Genomic DNA, 18,846 nt, shown 5'->3' with positions numbered 1-18,846 from the left:
CACATGGCTCCTGGCTGAATATGGTGGAAGGCTTTTTCAGCAAAATGACCCGCCAGATGTTGTCCGGGATTCGTGTAGGCTCGAAAGAGGAACTAAAGGAACGGATTTTGAAATACTTTGAAGAAATCAATGAGGTTCCCGTCCCCTACAAATGGAAATACCGCTTGGACACGATTGATCTTTCGGAAGAGGATGTGGGCACAATCGTCTATGAAGTTGTAAATGCGAAAGCAGCAAGTCCTGAAAACCAAGGGAAACGTGCGCCCAAAGCACGGACACGTAAGCCAAGAAATCAGATTACTACCAATGCTTAAATTGTAAGCTTATTTAAATCGAGTTGTACTAGTTCTGCCTGAAGCCCTTCTGCCTTTTCCTCTTCCTTTTCAAGCTGCTCTTTTATTAACATTAATTCGCTTTCCAATTCACTGTTTCTCTCAGATAATTGGATCAATGATGTTTGAGCCTTGGAATAAGCTCCTTTCTCCGTTTCCAACTCCTGCTCCAGCTTTACTGTTTGAGCCGTCAAATTATCTACTTTTTCTTTTAATTCTATAATTTCAACCCTCTTTACTCCCTCCCCGGCTTCACTTTCTAAGGTTTCAACTGAATTTTCTTCACTCTTTTTCTTTTCACTTAGAAGCCGAAGCGCATCTTCCGTCAATGCAATATATTCTTTGGAACAATGTTTCCCTGTCACTTTAAAAAAAAGACTAACATTTCCCTCAAACGTACTCTGAAGTATAGATTCAAGCAAGGCTCTCGATCCCGATTCTCCTTTCTCTTCCTGTATCTTATAATATTTTTCTATTTCCCGTTTCCAGACATCAAGCTGCATATTGATAAATGATGCAACAAAATTTTTCGTAATATTTTTTCTCACAAGCATTACCGTCATATCATCGGATAAGGAAGCCGCTCTAATACCCGAACGAATTTTAGAGAATTCTTGAGGGTATTGCTGAAAATATGCCCGAATTTTCTTTGGCGTAATTTTCATACAAATATATTCTATTTCCTCTTCCGAAAGATCGGACACTGAAGCTTTGCCTTTTTCTTCCAAAGTCTTCTGCAAAGAATTTACATTCTCCACATTATCATCGTTTCTGGTTTTTGCTTCTTCATTCCCCTTCAAATCATAATTGCTTTTCTCTAGTTGTTTCATATATGATATCCCCCCGCACTACAGCAATCATATAATACTTTCAAAAGGCCAGCTGGTATTTTTCCATTAACAATCATCCTCTTTACTTCATCAAATATCCTATTATGCCCGATCCTTTTCCACTCAAGGAGTATATTTTCTACCCAATACGGAACTGGAACTAATTCTCCCTGACAGCACTTTCTTATTTTACCCACTGTCAATGTCTCCTTTAGGCTTTTTCCTTTATTCGCAGCTTTTGTCCGATAATGAATAAAAACTCCGTCTTCCTCCACAAACAGAATTTCTTCTGAATTATATTGGGCAGAAACAGCTACCCGCTGCTCACGAACTGATATATGCCGAAATATTTTATCCCGACTTCCAATATACATTTCCGTTTTTGCATTTGAGTTTAGAAAAAAGGCTTCCGAAATCACATCTTTCGTGACATCTTTCATTCCAATAAATCTCCTTTTTCCTTTTCAATACAAAAATTATACTCATACTTCGGATGAACAATCTTTTTGGATTGGAACGCTATTTCTCTTCCTGTATATTTCCTATCTACAGAAAGAACCACTTCCTGAGAATGCATGAAAAAGGAAACAGTATGGCTTCCTCCTTCAGCTTTATCGACAGCCAGCGGGAAAACTTCAGAACCGTCATATCTATATATATTCGGCTCATCATTCCCACTGGATACTGAACAATACATCTTTGCATTGCTTTTGGCAGGTATCATCGCCCCCTGTTCTGCCATGGGCGGCCACAGCGGAATCAATTCCGGTGATGTCTGCAGCAGCCATACGCCAAACTGCCTTTGCAGATAATTTTTTACATATTGATATCTATTTGCGTTTTCTACTGAAACATTGATGGTAATTAAATATACATTGTAGACATTCTTACTCAGTATTATCGTTCTAAGCTTTTGTGAATAAATCTCCTGAGGCGGATCAAATTGTCTGGCAATCACATAATATTGTCTGTCAGATGAAATATTACCGCCCTTCCTGATTTTTTTGCCGCCCGTTTCTCCATATGTAAAAATCGCACCTCCATAACCAAATCCATCCGCATAATCAGACCACTTTTTGTGAAGTTGCAATGTTTCTTCTTCAGGTTCAATTGTCACTCCAAAATTGTCACCCGGATACGGGATGAAGTTAATCGGCACCAAAGTAATACCATCTTCCAGAAAATTGACAGCATTCACAGAAACTTTCCTATAATCCTCTGCCCCTGCAATACAAACCTTGATATCCTGTGATGCAGCTATCGCAAGTAACTGCTCACCAACCGCAGGAAATCCAATCATCAAGCAAAACTGATTAACTGCTCTAACAGTCAGATAAACAGGCAATCCAATGCGCTCATACAAATTCAACCCTGAGCGTCCATCCACTCGTTTGTCACATTTCGGAGTCTGTTCCGTCTTGTTGTAATGTGAAAACTTGTCCGGCTGTGAACCTCCTCTGGAACTCCAAAATACAGGCTCACCGCATTCTGGACAAAAGAACCTGTCCTTTTTCCGGGGAATATACTTATTATAAAAAATATCTGCACTAACTTCTTTCTCCAACCCCATCTCATATCTATCAATAGCGTATTTCATGATTCCCCTATCTTTTTATCTGAGTATTATATTCCAATTTTTGTGCAAAACGTACATTTCAAGCACGCTCTAGCCCTATTATACACATAATATTCTACCTTTACAATCAGTACTTTGTATATCAATAATGTTTTCTCTTTTCTACCTCTATGTATTCCATACTACCTCTATATTCCCTTCACAATCTACGTTCACATACTTCAAGTATTTTATAGTCATTTCTCTAGTTAAACTTTTACAGTATAAAACCATCATATTGCCCATATCTTTCATTTTTTCCAAGACTTTCTCATCTAACTCCTGAACCGCTATTTTATGCGCTGAACATCCTTTTCCTTTTTTATGCTTTCCACACACATAGTATAAATATGTCCGCCCTCTAGTTGATACCGACTTCTCCACCAAAAAACTGCCACACTCCTTACACACTGCAATTCCAACCAAAGCACTTATATCCAATATGTGCTCCGCCCTGGCAAAAATGTTTTGGATAACATCAACAAGATGATCCATTGCCATGATCCTTCTTTTGGCGGCGCTTTCTTTGGCTGCCCTCATTGTGGTAACCTTAAATTTGTCCCTTTTTCCTGTAAAAGCCGTTTCTGTCCTTCCTGTGGCAACATGTATAATCAGAAACGGGCTTTTCGTATGTCCTGTAAACTGGTTTCCTGCATTCACAGGCATTGTGTCTTTACCATTCCTGAAGAACTCCGCATCTTTTTTCTTAAGGACCATTCCCTTCTTAACTGCCTGTTTCATTCGGTCAGGGATGTCATCCTGCGTATGTTCTTCAAGAGTCCGAAAACTTACAGTAAGAGAGTTGAATATCAAGCATTTACTTCATATAGCTTTACATTAATTCCATGTTTTCTGTTACAGCATTCTTAACATATCCATGCGATACTGATATTGTTTCTTATTTTATTTAGCTGCATGCGGAAGGAGGAAAATTGTATGCAGAATGATGTCAGTGTTGCAGTTCTGTGCTCAGAGCTTGAACAAAAACTTATTGAAAGCCAGATCAATAAGACAACCCTGGAGCGCTACAGAAAAGTGCTGGCGGAGTTTGCCGTATTTGCCGGCAACAGCAGTTACCGTCAGCCGCTGGGGGCGGATTTTCTCATTGCCAGGTTCCGTGAAAGAGGCGGACTCGTCTCTACTGATGAGCACTCACGCAAGGAAGAGATGTATTTCAGATGTATGAGGATGCTTGCGGAGTATCATAACTTTGGGATCATCCACAGACGGAATGATTTTCTAGGCGAGATTGTCTGGCCGGAACCATTCCGTCACTGTACGGAAGGTTTTTTCGAAACCGTTATTAAGGAAGGATTGTCTTATGGATATGTTACACGCTCCCGGATGATCATTCATGATCTCCTGATGTTCCTGGATGCCAGGGGCATCTGCACTCCGGATACAATAAGCGTCCATGACAACGATGACTTTGTCAAAAGTTTCTACGGCCTGAGTCCTAAAGGTATCGAAACAAAGCTCTGTACGTTACGCCGGTATTACAGGTATCTTTATCTCCATGGGTATATCAAGGTTCCTCTGGCAGAGCGTCTCCCCAAAGCGTCCATACAGGGAAGGATGGCCTTTCCTACCATATGGAAACAGGATGAGATAAAAAAGATAGAGGATTCAGCAGAAAGGATTAGTCCGGCGGGAAAAAGAGGTTATGCGATGGTCCTGCTTGCCTCCCGGCTCGGCCTGCGCATCGGCGACATCAGGGAACTGAAGCTGCAGGATATCGACTGGAATAAAAAGCAGGTCTCGCTCATCCAGCATAAAACACAGAAAGCCCTTTTGCTGCCATTACCGGAGGATGTCGGATGGGCTGTCATTGATTATCTTAAAAACGGGCGTCCGGTTACGGACAGTCAAAATGTTTTTGTGCGTCACAGGCCGCCTTATGATGCATTTCCGATAAACAGCACCCTGAACCACATAGTTTCCTCTGTCCTGGCCAGAGCCGCACTTCCGCCGGAGAAGAATACGAACGTCGGATGGCATACGTTCCGGAGATCCCTGGCGACAAACCTTCTGCAGAACAACATAGAAATAACTGTCATCTCCGAGATACTTGGACACAGCGACCCGGATACCGCCGGGAAACACTATATCCAGTTCGATCTGGAAAGCCTGAAAAAATGCGCACTGGAAGTGGAGGTGAAGGATTATGTCAGAAACAAAGTCTGAATACCTTGGACCCTTCGCCATCCAGCTACAGGCGTTCATTGATGAAAAAAGGGTTCTGGGATGCAGGTATACGGAAGAAGAACGCCTTGCCCATAAATTTGATGACATGAGCATGGAGCATGACTGCGGTGACGGTCTTTCACCGGATCTTGTCAATGCCTTTATCAAATATCAACCGGACTGGCAGGCGACAACCCAGAAACGACGCATAAGCTTCCTGCAGAACTTTGGCCGTTACCTGCTGAACCACGATGTACAGGCGTTCCTGCCCGGATATGACGCACTGCGTACCGCCAAGGTAAATTTCAAGACTGACGCCGGAAAATAAATGGAAGGATAAGGGAGAGGGCTTCTTTCTTCCTGTCAAGGTTATTTCCAAAGTATTTCGCGGGAAATACATGGAAGAATTGAAAAAACTCTGGAAGGATGGAAAACTCGTATTTCATGGAACCACAGAAAAATACCGAAACCATTATACTTTCAAGGAACTGATTGACAGCTGCTACTCCACAGACTGGGCGCCTTATTGCAAGAAGACTTTTCATGGCGCACAGTCAGTGATTGATTATCTTGGCAAATACACCCACCGTATTGCCATCAGCAATCACCGGATCATCCGCATGGATGAAGAAAATGTTACGTTTTCAGTAAAAGATTACCGTAATAAAGGTAACTGGAAACAATTAACACTATCCGGCGTGGAATTCATCCGAAGATTTCTGATGCATGTACCGCCAAAGCGTTTCGTAAGGATACGGCATTATGGGCTTTTGTGTTCCAGAACTAAAAACAGGAAACTGACCCTCTGCAGAAATCTGCTCGGATGCCGGAAATATCTTTCAAAACTGCGAGATATGGAAATGCCGGAGATTCTTGAAGAACTCTACGGTATCAAAGTGTGCGTATGCAGGGAATGCGGCGGTCATCTTGGTAAGCCACAGTTACGAATGCCATTACGTAGTTGACGAAAGTAAATTTAATAGTTGTTTTAAAGCCTTTGCAGCAAAGGCTTTAAAGTCATGCCCGTCTATCAAAAACTGGAGATATCTATCGCCTTTTTAAAGACAATCCGGTATAATAAAGAGCAGGAGCAGATGGATTAAAAGTCCATAGATAATGGTCACCCGGACGCTTACTTTGTTCAATTAGGTCAAATCGAAAATGGTGTAAACGAAGGGGCAGTTCACTGGAAAATGCCAAAACTGCTTTTTCGTTTACCCCATCATCGATTGTAACCTAAAGAATTTATTTATTGCATAAATGCAAGACAGGCCTCCGTTGGCATTCATATCCTACATTTTCAAGCATCAAAAAAGCAGGCTAATGAATTATTTTGTTCATTGTCCTGCTCATAAAGCCAATTGCCAAATTAATTCTCTACTTTCCTATCTACCCATTAAATAACCCCCATCACACCCCCAACCCAATAAATTACTCCTAACACCCAGCTCGTCAAAACCCCATACAAAATCACCGGCCCGGCAATGGTGAATATCTTACACCCAATTCCAAAAACCTGTCCCTCCGCGTGAAACTCAATGGCCGGCGCCACCACGGAATTGGCAAACCCGGTAATAGGCACCAGGGCGCCTGCTCCCCCAAACTTCACAATCTTTGGATAGATATTGAATCCGGTCAGCAGGATACTTAAAAGAATCAGCTCCAGCAGGGTCCAGGCCGCAGCTGTCTCCTGGTCCATGCCCATGTTGTTCATCATGAAATTCAGGGCAAACTGTCCCAGCGCGCAGATGATTCCGCCTACCAGGAAGGCCGCAGCCATGTTCTTTGCCAGGCTGTGGGTGGGAGTCACCTGTTTCACGTACTCCTCATACTTTTTCTTATCAATCTCCATTTGTTTACTCCTCTCAAAATCCGGCTGCGGACAGCCCAAACCCTTTTTGGCTCATCATCTTTGGCCCCATCATCCAAGGGAAGCCATATGATTCCAAAAATATACCAGAGAGCCCGCCATTTTCCCTGCGGCCAGGGCAAATATCAGATATTGAAGCCCCACGGCCAGATGAATCCTCCGGCTGATAACCGGAAGGGCTTTCAGTGTCTCTGCCAGAGACATGACCAGACAGCCCACGAAAATCCCAACGGACAGTCCGAACGCGCATATGAAAAGGGTGCCCAGATAGGGCCCCATATAAATGGGGAACTCATAAATATCCAGTATATTTCCCAGGACTCCGCCCAGAATAATCACTGTCTCATACAGAAAAATATGCTTCCTGGTACCGGTCTTTCCCATGAGGCGCACAAACACGCCGATGATGGCAAGGAACGCGTATACGCCGGCCGCAATGATGCCGCCGGCGCACAGACCGAAGAACGCCAGCAGACATTTTTTAAGTAATATCAATTTTAGACTCCTTTCTGCCGTCATTGGCAATCAGGGTCTTACTGATATTGTCCTCATAAAGGCGCATTTCCACCTCTAACGGCGTGGGGTCCGTATTCAGTTTTATGGCTGCGAAATGGTTGAAGAAACCGACGATACCCACGGCCAGACCCACGGAGTAGCTGACCTCCAGCACGGTAAAACCTCCGGACTCATAGCCCATGACCAGCTTGAACACCTCGCTGAACACATCGGTGACGCTGACGTCATTGTTAAAGGTCATGATGGCAAATGCTGCGCCGAAAAAGCACACCAGGCAGACAAATATGGTCTTGGTCCACTGCCAGATGTAAGCAGGCGGGGAAGGCGGTTTGTAGGCTATGATGAAATCCGTCTCCCCCACGTTGTTTACATCAATGGTGGAGTCCAGCTGTTTTAACTTGTTGATTACATCCAGGGCGCTCATGATATAGCGCCGCTTGGCATCAACCTTCACGGTCATGACCTTCATGGAGTTGCATTTATTCATCACATTCTGGTCGTCGCAGTAAACCTGGGCCACGTCCTTCAGGACAACATCCTTGTGAGTCAGCTCCGTGATTTGATTTAGTTTTAAATAGACTGTATGGTTCATAGTCCCCTTCCGCTCCTTTGGATTTCCTGCTGTCCGAACATCATGGACACAGGGTCAGTCACAAAGGCCGGACATGCTTCCTCTTCCATGGAAGGCTCGTCCATCTCCTCCCGCACCAGCGTCCCTTCCTTTTCATATCCCCTGTCGCCGAAACCTGAGGACAGATACCATACCAGGGCCCCTATCAGGAGAAGGGAGGCTATGACTGCAAGCAGTTCACATACTCGTTTACCAAAACCCATAAGAATCACATCCTTTTCAAGAAAAGTTAATTGGTTTCTGGTATCTAGTATGACTTCCATGGAACTTTTTATACCTTACGGCTTTTGTTTACAGTTTTTTCCTCATTTCTTTCAATATACGTTTTTCCAGCCGGGACACCTGTACCTGGGAAATGCCCAGCTCGCCGGCAATCTGGGTCTGTGTCTCATTGTAAAAATATCTGCGCAGTATGATTTCCCTCTGCTCTTCCTCAAGTCCCTCAATCAAATCCTTTAAAACCATTCGGTTTAACAAATCCTCATGGTCATTGTTGTCCTGGGCCAGACGATCCATGAGATAGGTGGAATTTTCATCTCCGCTGTCCGCCGGACGGTACAGTGACTCCACCTCCGCTGCCGCCTCCAGGGACGCCGCAACTTCCTCACGGCTGGTACCCAGCCTGCCTGCTATCTCCTCAATGGTGGGTTCCCTTCCCAGGCTGTATGTCATTTCCTCCCTGGCGGCCCTGACCTTAACCCCCAGTTCCTTGATGGAGCGGCTGACCTTGATCATACCGTCATCCCTGAGAAAGCGCTTGATTTCCCCTGTAATCATGGGCACTGCATAGGTGGAAAATTTCACGTCAAACCCTGTGTCGAATTTGTCAATGGCCTTAATCAGTCCGATGCTTCCAATCTGGAACAGATCCTCCATCTCATATCCCCGGCCTGAGAACCGCCTGACAATGCTCCATATGAGTCCCACATTGTCCATGACCAGCTGGTCCCTTGCCGCTTTATCCCCTTCGTGAGCCATATTGATTAATTTCATGGTCTCATCCATCGCCGTCACCTGCCGATGGACTTCTTCATTGTCACCAATGTGCCATGATTTGGTTCGGACTCCACCTCTACCTGGTCCATAAATGCCTCCATGAAGGAAAAGCCCATGCCGGAGCGCTCTCCCTCGGGGTCTGTGGTAAACATGGGCTCCATGGCCTGTTTCACATCCGCTATGCCCACACCGCAGTCCTTCACTGCCACGGTCAGGACCCGTTCCTCCATATCTGCGGTCAAGTCCAGATATATGGTTCCCCGGCCGCCCCTGTAGCCATGTATGACTGCATTGGTTACTGCCTCGGATACGGCTGTCTTTACATCATCCACCTCCTCCAGGGTGGGGTCCAGCCTGCTCATGAACACAGCTGTCACCACCCTGGCAAACTCCTCATTCCGGGAAAGGCTCTCCATTTCCAGCCTCATATGTTCTCTGTTTGTCTCCATCTTCTTATCCTCCATCTTTTTCATCCCTTTATTGCTGATTCCCTGTCTTCATATCCTTTGATAAGCCGGCTTACCCCGCCCATCTCCAGTATCCGCCTGACCTGGGGTCCTGCCCCGTAATAGGCCACGGTTCCCCGGCTGGCCGCCATCTGCTTATAACGGTTTAAAAGCACCCCGATGCCGGATGAATCCATAAATGATGTGTGTGTAAAATCAAATACAATCCGATTGATGTAATTCTCCGCCAGAAGCAGGTCCGTATCCCGTTTCAGGTTCCTGCAGTTATGGTGGTCCAGCTCCCCCGGAAGGTGAATCACCAGCATCTGCTCCCTGGCCTCATACGTAAACGTTTTCTGTTCCATCCCTCCATACTCCTTTCTCAGTGCCTATAAAATCAAAAAAGATACCACAAAAGACATATTTCTTATCTTCTGTAGTATCTTTCCTGAAAAACCGTTTAAATTAATAACCCCTGGCATTCTTTGCCCGGTCCACATATTCGGAATCCGGGAATTCATTGACCACTTTGTCAAACATGGAATTGGCATTGTCCGTGTCGCCCGCATCCTGGTACAGACGCCCCACATAGAACAGGGCTTCCGGGTTATCCGGCTTTATGGTCAGGCTGGCCTGGAAATAATCCATGGCCTCTGTCTTATTGCCTGCGTTCCACAGCTGAAGTCCCCGGTCCACCAGGCTCTGGTAGATATTCGCCGTCATATCCTGACGGATATTTTCCACAATGGCCTGTATGTTTTCGTCCTCAATCAAATCAAAGCCGGCTCCTGCAAATGCCTTGGCCGCCGCCGCCAAATCACCGCTCCTGTAAGCCTGAAGAATCCAAATCAGTCCCTGGTACTGGGCAATGACGCTGGTGTTGCCTGTGGTCAGCTCGTCCAAACGGGCCTGAATCTCCTTTGTGTGTGCATCCAGCTCATCGTAATCCGATTTCAGAATATCGTACTGCTGATTCGCGTTGTTGAGCTTCTGCATGTAGGATTTCAGGTTGTTATCATGAATGCTGTTAAGGTCCCTTGTTCTGGCCGGCAGAATGAGAAAATAAAATGCCATGATGCCCAGAACCAGTCCTATGATGATGTGGAGCACAGTGGAAATGCCCGTATTTTCCTTATAAGTATTAGGAATGATGACATCGTCATCCTCCATCTTCCGATGGGAAAATGCCTTCACCATCTTGCGCTTCTCCGCATCTGCCCTGCCTGTATTCTGCTTTACAATGGACATGTAGTACAGGGCTTTCTGGTTGCTTTTGTCAATCTGGAGAATCTTGTACAGGCAGCGCCCGGCCTTATTATAATCCTCCCTGGCCATATATAACAGGGCCAGAAGAAGATGGGCCTTCACAAAATGGGAATTGGACTCCACCACCTTGGCCAGCTGAAGAATGGCCAAATCATCGCTGCCATTTTGCGCATGCCAGAGGGCCTGATTGAATGTTTTCACATTCTGGCTCTCTACCTCCAGCTGTCCCGGCTTCCTCTGAATCTCATCCAGATAATGGTCTGCCAGATTATCCTCCTGCTGCAGGTTCAGGCTGATGACCCACTGTACCAGGGCATCTGCCACTTCCCCGTTCTCATAGTATATCAGTCCCAGCAGATTCCTGGCATCTGTCTGATACTTATTAAAATGCAGGCTCTTCTTCAGGCACTGGGCCGCACCGGACAGATCCCGTATCCTGGCCTTTTCCAGGCCCAGATTGTAGAAGCTGTTGGCTATCTGCTGGTTCTTTCTTGCATAGTCTGTATTCACAGGTCCCGCTCGCCTCTTTCTTTTATCAGTTCCATCATGATGTCCGTCATATCCGTCAAATCGCTCTTAACAATGGCGTCCTCCACCTCTTCCACATCCAGGCTTGGTTTAAAACGCTCAATCTCCTCTTCAAAATCAATCATGTATATCACTCCTCGCTTGCTATCTTATCAGGACTGCTCAGTGCTTCTGCTCCAGTACAGCCTTAATCTCGCCGATGAGATACAGGGAACCGGCACAGAACAACAGTCCTTCCCGGCTTTTCTCCGCCATATCCTTAACCGCGCTGTTCGTGTCCCCGTATGAGTAAACAGGTCTGGACGTATATGTTCTGAATACCCTGGCCAGCTCGCCGGCAGCCAGTCCTCTTTCACTGTTCAAATGAACCACGCCCACTGCTTCCCAAATCATCTCCTTACACAGCTGCTCTGCCATACGCTCATAATCCTTATCCGAAACAGATGCAAACAACAGCCACAGCTTCTTTCCCTGTCTGTCCGAAATTTCCCCGGCTGTCTGTATGAACGCCTCAATACCAGCGGGATTATGGGCGCCGTCCAGATAGATTCCCGGCCTCACCTGCTCCATACGGCCGGGCCAGAATGTATTCTTCAGGCCCTTTACAATGTGCTGGTCCGATATTCCCCATTCCATTCCGTCCCGACAGATGCATGGACCGTGGCCCGGCATCCGGCATCCTGTCCTGGGACATTCTCCGGGGTGGCGCAGGACGTCCAGGGTGCGTACAGCCAGCATGGCGTTCTCCGCCTGATAAAAAGCTTCAAAGGGAATCTCCAGTTCAAGCCATCTGCCGTCCTTCATCCTGGCACTGATGGACAGGCCCTTTTCGCCTATCTCCTCCACACGAAAATCATCCCGGCCCACCGGGTATCTGGCTGCTCCCTTGCGGAAGGCAAAGCCCTCCAGTATGGTGGAGACCTCCGGCTGCCCGTCGTCAAATATAAGCGGAACGCCGGTCTTGATGATGCCTGCCTTTTCCCCTGCAATCTTGGCCAGGGTATCGCCCAGATACCTGGTGTGGTCCATGCTGATGGAGGTAATCACACAGGCGGCCGGCCATTCCAGCACATTGGTGGTATCCAGCCTGCCGCCCATACCTGTTTCCAGAATCATCACATCCACATCATGCATTCTGAACAGGACCATGGCCATATAAAACAGGAATTCAAAAAAAGTAGGATGGCGGAGTCCCTTACCCGTAAGCTTCCTGCTGGCCTCAAAAACAGTCTTAAAAGCTCCTTCAAAGCCTTCCTGGTCCACCATCCTTCCATTAATCAGGAAACGTTCACGCACATCCACCAGATGAGGTGAGATGAAGGTACCGGTGCTGTAACCGGCCTCCCCTAAAATAGAGGTGAGGAATGCGCACACAGAACCCTTGCCATTGGTCCCTGCCACATGAATCGCCGGTCTGTCCCGGTCAGGATTTCCCAGATAATCCAGAAATCGCCTGACATCCTCCAATGAATTCTTTTTCCTGGTCCACATGGGAATGCGGTCCAAATACTCCTCTGCTTGTCCCATAACTAAAATCCATTCTTTCTTAAAAGCCTGTCTGCCGGACAGGCTTTTATAATCTTAACCTAATTTCACTCAATTGGCAACCGGATATTCTCGCCGCCCTTCGTCAGGATGCGACAGGAATCCCATTTGCTGTTTTCTGTATGCCCTCTGTATCGGGCCTTCTAGTTTCCCTCTGTGTTCAGGGAAGCTTCCCTGCGGCGCCCCACCGGAATCTGCGCCAGTATGATGGCGCCAAACATAAGGGCGCAGCCCAGTACTTCCCTGGACGAAAGCCTCTGTCCTAAAATCACCCATCCGGCCAGAACTGAGATACTGGATTCCAGGCTCAGAATCAGGGAAGCCACCGTTGGATTCATCCCCTTCTGTCCCACAATCTGCAGGGTATATGCCACGCCGCAGGACATGATGCCCGCGTAGAGGACGGGCATCCATGCAGCCATGATCTGGCTCATTTCAGGCGTCTCATAAATCAGCATGGCCGCTCCTGATAGTATGCCGCTGACAAAAAACTGGATACAGGACATCTTTACCCCGTCCACAACAGGGGAAAAGAAATCAATAACCATGATATGCACTGCAAAGAGAAATGCACATACCAGCATGAGAAGGTCCCCTTTGTTCACCGACAGTTCCCCTTCGTTCATGCACAGCATGTACAGACCCGCCAGGGACAGAACTACTGCCCCGGCAACCACAGGGCTGCATTTCTTACCTAATAAAAGCCCCAGTACAGGGACAATGACAATGTAGCAGGCGGTTATGAACCCAGCCTTTCCCACTGTGGTGTACTGGATTCCAAACTGCTGGAAATTGCTGGCCAGGCAAAGGGCCACGCCACAGCAGATTCCTCCCATAACCAGTGTCTTTCTGGCTCCGGGTATGACCGGAACCTGTTCCTTCTTTTTATTCTTCCTGTCAAAAAACCATATGCAGGGAAGAAGGACGCCACCGCCCATAAGGCATCTGACGCAGTTAAATGTAAATGGGCCCACATAATCCATTCCAACGCTCTGCGCCACAAAGGCCACCCCCCATATGGAGGCTGTAAGCAGCAGCAAAAGCGCATTTTTTATCTTCATAGTCTGACCTCGCCGTATGTAATTAATGTGCAGCTGTTATGAACAGCTGCCTTACTGTCAAGAAAACTCTGATATTCAGGGTTTCAGCACGTCAAGGCTGTAATTCACCGCCACATCCTTGCGCACATACGATTTATTGAAAGCGGACAGAATCCGGTTCATGACCATCCCGCTGTTCTCAAAGGTGGCGGAATACAGAAGCAGGATGAACTGGCTGACACTGTAACGTGCATATACGTCGCTGGAACGAAGGGATTTCTGGATGGATGCCCTCAGGCGTTCCATGGCCCTTGCCTGGATTTCCGGTTTCAGGGTGCGTCCCTTCCTGTCTCCCAAGGTCAAAAGACACAGGTACACGGAATCACCGCTGCGCTCCACGCCTCTGCGCTCAAGCTGTACCAGGCGCTTAAACACGGCATATTCACACTGGTATGCACCATGCCCCCATCCGGCACTGCCCGTGCCCAGATTCTCCTGAATCGCATCCAGGTCAGTCACTACCTCCTGCTCGCTGCTGCTGATGACCCTATATAATTCCTTAAAATGCTCTGAGGGTGTCATCAGGCGTTCCCGGTAGAACATATCCGTGGTATCCTTATACCGCTTCAGCGCAGTCTCCTGTTCTCCCTGTCCATAAGCGGCATAGATCCAGTAATAATGGAAATCCTCCACAAACCGGTCAATGTCAATAGCCCTTTGGCAGATTTCCTCCACCTGGGCATACTCCTCATCCTGAATCAGTTTTTCCGCCATATGAACAACCAGCTTCTGATATAATGTATGGTAATAAGCAGCCATGGGACCTACCCAGCTCTCCTCGGCTGACTTAGGCAGGAAAATGCCCCTGTAGAGTTCAAATGCCTCCAGGCATGCACCCCGCATATTCTTCCCATCCCCTTCCGGGTCCAGGATTCTCCGGCACAGCCTCTCAAACCGGTCAGTATCCACTTCCGTTTCCCAGGCCGGGTTCCACATATAAGCCCCCTTCTGGCTCAGAATCAAATCCCGGGACGGGAAACCGGCTGCCTCCAGCATCTTCCTTACCCGGAAAACCAGGGTTTTAAGGGCGCCGTGAGGATTATCCTGAACACCGTCCTGCCAGATGGCATTGAACAGCTCCTTGATGCTCACATCTCCCCTGCGCTTGATTATCAGATAGCTCAGCAGGCTCCAGGCTTTCCTGGACCGGTTATCGCTGTCGCTCATGGCCTTTTCATCCATTGTGATGGTGAAGCCGCCGAACATCCTGACATGGATAACCGGCTTATTTCCTGATGATTGATTCATGCTATGCTCTCCCTCTCTACCCCTGTATCTGACTTGCTGCTGTTTTCCTTTCCCTGTGGACAGGCGGCTTCCGCCGCCTGTCCCATCCGTCTTAATCCTTCACCGGGCTCATCACTGAAGCTGTGCCAGACGTATCTTCACCTGCTCCATCATCTGTTCATATTTTTCAAGCTTTGCGCGCTCCTCGGCAATCTTTGCTTCCGGTGCCCTGCTTACGAACTTTTCATTGCCCAGCATACCTCTGGAACGGGCCAGCTCTCCTGCCAGCCGCTTTTCTTCGCCCTTTAACCGCTCTATCTCCTTCTCGATATCCACCAGGTCTTCAAACGGCATATAAATCACTGCCTTGTGAATCACTGCGGAAACAGCATCGTCTGCAATTCCTTCCTTATTCTTCTGGAGAATTACCTCGCCCGCATAACCCAGGGTGGCAAAGAAGCTTCTGCTGTGCTCGAATATCTGCAGCAGCCCTGGATCCTCCGATACCACATAAACAGTAGCCTTCTTGCTGGGAGGAACGTTCATGGATGAACGCACGCCCCGGATAGCCCTTACGGCCTCCTTGATAGTCTCTGTGGACTGCTCTTCCTCCGCAAAGCTCCAGTCGTCCCTGTAAACCGGCCACTGGGATACCATGATGGTCTCCTCTTGCTCCTGAAGATTGCAGAATATTTCTTCTGAGATAAACGGCATAAACGGATGAAGCAGTTTCAGCGCCTGAATCAGCACATGCTTAAGAGTCCAGATGGCGGCCGCCTTTGTATCGTCATCTTCATTGTACAGCCTTGGCTTCACCATTTCAATATACCAATCGCAAAATTCTTCCCAAATAAAGTCATAAACCTTCTGAAGGGCGATTCCCAGCTCGTATTTATCCAGATTTTCCGTCACTTCCCCGGTAAGGGTATTTACCTTGGACACAATCCATTTGTCAGCCATGGTAAGGCGGTCCAAAGCCACTTCGCCTGACTGGGCAGCCTTCTCAATGTTCATCATGATGAAGCGGGAAGCATTCCAGACCTTATTTGCAAAGTTGCGGCTGTTCTCCACACGCTCCCAGTAGAAGCGCATGTCATTGCCGGGCGCATTGCCCGTAATCAGGGTCATGCGCAGGGCGTCTGCGCCGTACTTGCCGATGACTTCCAGCGGATCGATGCCGTTGCCCAGGGACTTGCTCATTTTCCGTCCTTCGGAATCCCTTACCAGGCCGTGAATCAGCACGGTGTGGAACGGAAGCTTTCCGGTCTGCTCCAGGCCGGAGAACACCATACGGATGACCCAGAAGAAAATAATGTCATATCCGGTTACCAGAACATCTGTGGGATAGAAATAATCCAGATCCTCTGTCTTTTCAGGCCAGCCCAGGGTAGAGAATGGCCAAAGGGCTGATGAAAACCAGGTATCCAGGGTATCCTCATCCTGTTTTAAGCAGGTGCAGCAGCACTTAGGACAGGCGTGGGGCGCTTCCTTGGAAACCACGATTTCTCCGCACTCCTGGCAGTAATAGGCAGGTATCCTGTGGCCCCACCACAGCTGTCTGGAGATACACCAGTCGCGGATTCCTTCCAGCCAGTGGAGATATGTCTTACCAAAGCTCTCAGGAACAAAGGTAAGGGCGCCGCTCTTTAGGGCTTCAATGGCAGGCTTCGCCATTTCTTCCATCTTTACAAACCACTGCTGCTTCACCATGGGCTCTACCGTGGTCTTGCAGCGGTCATGGGTTCCTACGTTGTGGGTGTGGGGAACCACCTTTACCAGCAGGCCCTGGGCCTCCAAATCAGCCACAATGGCCTTTCTGGCCTCGTAGCGGTCCATACCAAAATATGGGCCCGGAACATTTACCGTGGCATCGTCGTTTAAGATGATGATTTCTTCCAGGTTATGGCGCTTGCCCACCTCAAAGTCGTTGGGGTCGTGGGCCGGGGTTATTTTCACGCAGCCGGTTCCAAATTCCTTGTCCACATACGGGTCGGCGATAACAGGAATCTCCCTGTCTGTCAGAGGCAGCTTAAGCATCTTGCCCACGATATCCTGATAGCGATCGTCCTCCGGGTTCACCGCCACTGCGGTGTCTCCCAGCAGGGTCTCCGGCCTGGTGGTGGCTATCTCCACGAAACGGCCAGGCTCTCCCACTACAGGGTAATTGATGTGCCAGAAGAAGCCGTTCTGCTCCACATGCTCCACCTCTGCATCAGAGATAGATGTCTGGCATAAAGGACACCAGTTGATGATTCTGGACCCTTTATAAATGTAGCCTTTCTCGTACAGCTTGACAAAAACCTCCAGAACCGCGTCAGAGCATCCATGGTCCATGGTAAAACGTTCCCTGTCCCAGTCAGCGGATGAACCCAGCTTATGAAGCTGCTTTACGATTCTGGTGCCGTACTCATCTCTCCACTTCCAGCATTCCTTAAGGAATCCGTCCCGCCCCAAGTCTGCCTTGTCGATGCCTTCCTTCTTAAGCTTGTCAATGACCTTGACCTCGGTGGCAATGGCAGCATGGTCCGTACCCGGCTGCCACAACGCCTCGCAGCCCTGCATCCTCTTATAGCGGATCAGAATGTCCTGCATGGTATTGTCCAGGGCATGGCCCATGTGCAGCTGTCCGGTGATGTTTGGCGGCGGCATCACGATGGTAAATGGTTTCTTACTGCGGTTTACCTCTGCGTGGAAATACTTTCCGTCCAGCCACTTCTGGTACAGGCGGTCTTCGATATCCGCCGGGTTGTAGATTTTCTCCAGTTCCTTCATGGTTTGTTCTCCTTGTTTTTTGTAATTGATTCCGGTGACGCGTGATGGCGGCAGGGCCTGCATGCCTGAAAATAAAAAGCCCTTTGCCAATCCCGGTTAAGGGAAGGCAAAGGGCGGAGTGTCCGCGGTACCACCTTTGTTTTGCCGGATGCCCGGCAGTCTCATTGGGCCTTTAACGCAGGCTGGTCGGAAGCAGCTACGCAGAATGTAACTTTGGATGGAGACAGAACAGGAATATCCGCCAGCCAGTCATTCAGTTTCATCCTTCACTGCTCCAGTTCAGAAGCTACCTTCCATCATACTCTGCCGGGCCGCCTTTCAGCCAGTGGGCTGCCCTCTCTGATGGTTTATATGATGTACTCCTCTTCTTCATTACCGTTGTGTTTGTGTTGGATTGCTTTGTTTGCTTGTTGGGTTTATTTACTTTGATTTATGATTATCAAGCATAATAATTAATTGAGGATTTGTCAAGTGTTTTTTGGTGAAGCTTATGCTGGTGTTTTTACTATATACGTTCTTCCCCCCACCCTTTACAGACATCAATCCACCCAAGATACCCGGAAGCTGTCTCCAGCTCAGGTATCGTAAGCTTCACCGCGCTGCTGGCGCTGCCGCAGGCCGGGTACACCACATCAAACCGTTTAAGGGACTCGTCCAGATACACCGCTACCCCTTCCTTCACTCCAAAGGGGCACACGCCTCCCACGCTGTGGCCCACCATCTCCGTCACCTCATCCGGCGACAGCATCCTGGCCTTTGTCTTAAACTGCTCCTTATACTTGTGGTTGTCTACCTTGGCATCCCCTGCCGCCACAATCAGCACGGCCTTCCGGTCCACCATAAAAGATAACGTCTTGGCGATGCGGGCCGGCTCACATCCCACTGCCTGGGCTGCCAGCTCCACCGTGGCGCTGGAAACCTCAAACTCATAAACCCGGTCATCCAGGCCGGCCTTCCTCAGATGTTCCTTTGCTATGTCAAATGCCAT

Annotated in this window: 20 protein-coding genes and 3 pseudogenes; 5 read left to right on the top strand and 18 right to left on the bottom strand. The window is 48.1% G+C overall.

Annotation, left to right across the window (positions count from 1 at the left end):
* Window positions 1-314: pseudogene (locus G614_RS34440) on the top strand (IS630 family transposase); the annotation flags it as partial.
* Here the strand turns inward: G614_RS34440 and G614_RS0113270 are convergent.
* The 4 genes from G614_RS0113270 to G614_RS34435 all read right to left on the bottom strand — a co-directional run bounded on the left by G614_RS0113270 (window position 311) and on the right by G614_RS34435 (window position 3,272).
* Window positions 311-1,162 carry a hypothetical protein gene (locus G614_RS0113270; protein WP_027642340.1) on the bottom strand — a complete coding sequence of 284 codons (852 nt, stop codon included), beginning with the start codon at window positions 1,160-1,162 and terminating at the stop codon, window positions 311-313. The pseudogene G614_RS34440 and the gene G614_RS0113270 overlap by 4 nt on opposite strands.
* Window positions 1,159-1,602 carry a hypothetical protein gene (locus G614_RS0113265; protein WP_027642339.1) on the bottom strand — a complete coding sequence of 148 codons (444 nt, stop codon included), beginning with the start codon at window positions 1,600-1,602 and terminating at the stop codon, window positions 1,159-1,161. The genes G614_RS0113270 and G614_RS0113265 overlap by 4 nt, the downstream gene beginning before the upstream one ends.
* Window positions 1,599-2,759, bottom strand: coding sequence for a hypothetical protein (locus G614_RS0113260; protein ID WP_027642338.1), 1,161 nt, complete (start codon window positions 2,757-2,759; stop codon window positions 1,599-1,601). Before G614_RS0113260 ends, G614_RS0113265 begins: the two co-directional genes overlap by 4 nt.
* Before the next feature lie 147 nt (window positions 2,760-2,906).
* Window positions 2,907-3,272, bottom strand: a complete 366-nt coding sequence (locus G614_RS34435; protein WP_162142759.1) for a zinc ribbon domain-containing protein — start codon at window positions 3,270-3,272, stop codon at window positions 2,907-2,909.
* On the opposite strand from G614_RS34435, the pseudogene G614_RS34430 reads away from it, so the two are divergent.
* The 4 genes and pseudogenes from G614_RS34430 to G614_RS27435 all read left to right on the top strand — a co-directional run.
* Window positions 3,213-3,566, top strand: a pseudogene (locus tag G614_RS34430) (transposase zinc-binding domain-containing protein); the annotation flags it as partial. The gene G614_RS34435 and the pseudogene G614_RS34430 sit on opposite strands and share 60 nt — an antisense overlap.
* Window positions 3,567-3,713: 147 nt before the next feature.
* Window positions 3,714-4,961, top strand: a complete 1,248-nt coding sequence (locus tag G614_RS0113250) for a site-specific integrase (RefSeq protein WP_027642337.1) — start codon at window positions 3,714-3,716, stop codon at window positions 4,959-4,961.
* A complete protein-coding gene (locus G614_RS27440) occupies window positions 4,942-5,289 on the top strand; it encodes a hypothetical protein (RefSeq protein ID WP_242828087.1) in 348 nt (115 codons plus the stop codon). Before G614_RS0113250 ends, G614_RS27440 begins: the two co-directional genes overlap by 20 nt.
* Window positions 5,273-5,926: pseudogene (locus G614_RS27435) on the top strand (IS91 family transposase); the annotation flags it as partial. The gene G614_RS27440 and the pseudogene G614_RS27435, both read left to right, overlap by 17 nt.
* A 431-nt stretch (window positions 5,927-6,357) precedes the next feature.
* Here G614_RS27435 and G614_RS0113235 read toward each other — a convergent pair.
* The 14 genes from G614_RS0113235 to G614_RS0113160 form a co-directional block, all read right to left on the bottom strand.
* Entirely contained in the window at window positions 6,358-6,813 is a 456-nt protein-coding gene (locus G614_RS0113235) for a SpoVA/SpoVAEb family sporulation membrane protein (RefSeq protein ID WP_027642336.1), read from the bottom strand.
* Window positions 6,814-6,882: 69 nt separating this feature from the next.
* A complete protein-coding gene (locus G614_RS0113230; protein ID WP_027642335.1) occupies window positions 6,883-7,326 on the bottom strand; it encodes a stage V sporulation protein AB in 444 nt (147 codons plus the stop codon).
* Complete coding sequence (locus G614_RS0113225) at window positions 7,313-7,939, bottom strand: stage V sporulation protein AA (RefSeq protein ID WP_027642334.1); 627 nt, start codon at window positions 7,937-7,939, stop codon at window positions 7,313-7,315. Before G614_RS0113225 ends, G614_RS0113230 begins: the two co-directional genes overlap by 14 nt.
* Window positions 7,936-8,181, bottom strand: coding sequence for a hypothetical protein (locus G614_RS0113220; RefSeq protein WP_027642333.1), 246 nt, complete (start codon window positions 8,179-8,181; stop codon window positions 7,936-7,938). The genes G614_RS0113225 and G614_RS0113220 overlap by 4 nt, the downstream gene beginning before the upstream one ends.
* An 88-nt stretch (window positions 8,182-8,269) precedes the next feature.
* Window positions 8,270-8,983 carry an RNA polymerase sporulation sigma factor SigF gene (gene sigF / locus G614_RS0113215; protein WP_027642332.1) on the bottom strand — a complete coding sequence of 238 codons (714 nt, stop codon included), beginning with the start codon at window positions 8,981-8,983 and terminating at the stop codon, window positions 8,270-8,272.
* A 5-nt stretch (window positions 8,984-8,988) separates the two neighbouring features.
* Window positions 8,989-9,423, bottom strand: a complete 435-nt coding sequence (gene spoIIAB, locus G614_RS0113210) for an anti-sigma F factor (RefSeq protein WP_027642331.1) — start codon at window positions 9,421-9,423, stop codon at window positions 8,989-8,991.
* A gap of 20 nt (window positions 9,424-9,443) precedes the next feature.
* A complete protein-coding gene (locus G614_RS0113205) occupies window positions 9,444-9,785 on the bottom strand; it encodes an STAS domain-containing protein (protein ID WP_027642330.1) in 342 nt (113 codons plus the stop codon).
* Window positions 9,786-9,885: 100 nt separating this feature from the next.
* Window positions 9,886-11,196: a tetratricopeptide repeat protein gene (locus G614_RS0113200; protein WP_027642329.1), complete on the bottom strand. Its 1,311-nt coding sequence runs from the start codon at window positions 11,194-11,196 to the stop codon at window positions 9,886-9,888.
* Window positions 11,193-11,339: a hypothetical protein gene (locus tag G614_RS31940; protein WP_002567353.1), complete on the bottom strand. Its 147-nt coding sequence runs from the start codon at window positions 11,337-11,339 to the stop codon at window positions 11,193-11,195. Before G614_RS31940 ends, G614_RS0113200 begins: the two co-directional genes overlap by 4 nt.
* Before the next feature lie 37 nt (window positions 11,340-11,376).
* On the bottom strand, window positions 11,377-12,741 hold the full coding sequence (locus G614_RS0113190; RefSeq protein WP_027642328.1) for a bifunctional folylpolyglutamate synthase/dihydrofolate synthase: 1,365 nt from the start codon (window positions 12,739-12,741) through the stop codon (window positions 11,377-11,379).
* A 161-nt stretch (window positions 12,742-12,902) separates the two neighbouring features.
* On the bottom strand, window positions 12,903-13,820 hold the full coding sequence (locus G614_RS0113185) for a DMT family transporter (RefSeq protein ID WP_027642327.1): 918 nt from the start codon (window positions 13,818-13,820) through the stop codon (window positions 12,903-12,905).
* Between the two features lie 75 nt (window positions 13,821-13,895).
* Window positions 13,896-15,107, bottom strand: coding sequence for a BTAD domain-containing putative transcriptional regulator (locus tag G614_RS0113180; protein ID WP_027642326.1), 1,212 nt, complete (start codon window positions 15,105-15,107; stop codon window positions 13,896-13,898).
* Window positions 15,108-15,218: 111 nt separating this feature from the next.
* Window positions 15,219-17,858 (bottom strand): valine--tRNA ligase, encoded by a 2,640-nt coding sequence (locus G614_RS0113170; protein ID WP_027642325.1) that lies wholly within the window; start codon window positions 17,856-17,858, stop codon window positions 15,219-15,221.
* Window positions 17,859-18,363: 505 nt separating this feature from the next.
* Window positions 18,364-18,846 (bottom strand): YbaK/EbsC family protein, encoded by a 483-nt coding sequence (locus tag G614_RS0113160; RefSeq protein WP_027642324.1) that lies wholly within the window; start codon window positions 18,844-18,846, stop codon window positions 18,364-18,366.

The sequence above is a fragment of the [Clostridium] clostridioforme AGR2157 genome (assembly GCF_000424325.1).
GTDB lineage: Bacteria > Bacillota > Clostridia > Lachnospirales > Lachnospiraceae > Enterocloster > Enterocloster clostridioformis_A.
The sequence above is the reverse complement of the archived record's forward strand: the minus strand, read 5'-3'. Positions and strand labels throughout refer to the sequence as shown.

What these genes read in the sequence shown, in the direction of transcription:
- G614_RS0113260 (WP_027642338.1), bottom strand. Translation starts at nt 2,759, where the DNA reads ATGAAATACGCTATTGATAGATATGAGATGGGGTTGGAGAAAGAAGTT.
- sigF (WP_027642332.1), bottom strand. Translation starts at nt 8,983, where the DNA reads ATGGATGAGACCATGAAATTAATCAATATGGCTCACGAAGGGGATAAA.
- G614_RS0113225 (WP_027642334.1), bottom strand. Translation starts at nt 7,939, where the DNA reads ATGAACCATACAGTCTATTTAAAACTAAATCAAATCACGGAGCTGACT.
- G614_RS27440 (WP_242828087.1), top strand. Translation starts at nt 4,942, where the DNA reads ATGTCAGAAACAAAGTCTGAATACCTTGGACCCTTCGCCATCCAGCTA.
- spoIIAB (WP_027642331.1), bottom strand. Translation starts at nt 9,423, where the DNA reads ATGGAGACAAACAGAGAACATATGAGGCTGGAAATGGAGAGCCTTTCC.
- G614_RS0113170 (WP_027642325.1), bottom strand. Translation starts at nt 17,858, where the DNA reads ATGAAGGAACTGGAGAAAATCTACAACCCGGCGGATATCGAAGACCGC.
- G614_RS0113160 (WP_027642324.1), bottom strand. Translation starts at nt 18,846, where the DNA reads ATGGCATTTGACATAGCAAAGGAACATCTGAGGAAGGCCGGCCTGGAT.
- G614_RS0113265 (WP_027642339.1), bottom strand. Translation starts at nt 1,602, where the DNA reads ATGAAAGATGTCACGAAAGATGTGATTTCGGAAGCCTTTTTTCTAAAC.
- G614_RS31940 (WP_002567353.1), bottom strand. Translation starts at nt 11,339, where the DNA reads ATGATTGATTTTGAAGAGGAGATTGAGCGTTTTAAACCAAGCCTGGAT.
- G614_RS0113180 (WP_027642326.1), bottom strand. Translation starts at nt 15,107, where the DNA reads ATGAATCAATCATCAGGAAATAAGCCGGTTATCCATGTCAGGATGTTC.
- G614_RS34435 (WP_162142759.1), bottom strand. Translation starts at nt 3,272, where the DNA reads ATGGATCATCTTGTTGATGTTATCCAAAACATTTTTGCCAGGGCGGAG.
- G614_RS0113185 (WP_027642327.1), bottom strand. Translation starts at nt 13,820, where the DNA reads ATGAAGATAAAAAATGCGCTTTTGCTGCTGCTTACAGCCTCCATATGG.
- G614_RS0113190 (WP_027642328.1), bottom strand. Translation starts at nt 12,741, where the DNA reads ATGGGACAAGCAGAGGAGTATTTGGACCGCATTCCCATGTGGACCAGG.
- G614_RS0113250 (WP_027642337.1), top strand. Translation starts at nt 3,714, where the DNA reads ATGCAGAATGATGTCAGTGTTGCAGTTCTGTGCTCAGAGCTTGAACAA.
- G614_RS0113205 (WP_027642330.1), bottom strand. Translation starts at nt 9,785, where the DNA reads ATGGAACAGAAAACGTTTACGTATGAGGCCAGGGAGCAGATGCTGGTG.
- G614_RS0113220 (WP_027642333.1), bottom strand. Translation starts at nt 8,181, where the DNA reads ATGGGTTTTGGTAAACGAGTATGTGAACTGCTTGCAGTCATAGCCTCC.
- G614_RS0113270 (WP_027642340.1), bottom strand. Translation starts at nt 1,162, where the DNA reads ATGAAACAACTAGAGAAAAGCAATTATGATTTGAAGGGGAATGAAGAA.
- G614_RS0113235 (WP_027642336.1), bottom strand. Translation starts at nt 6,813, where the DNA reads ATGGAGATTGATAAGAAAAAGTATGAGGAGTACGTGAAACAGGTGACT.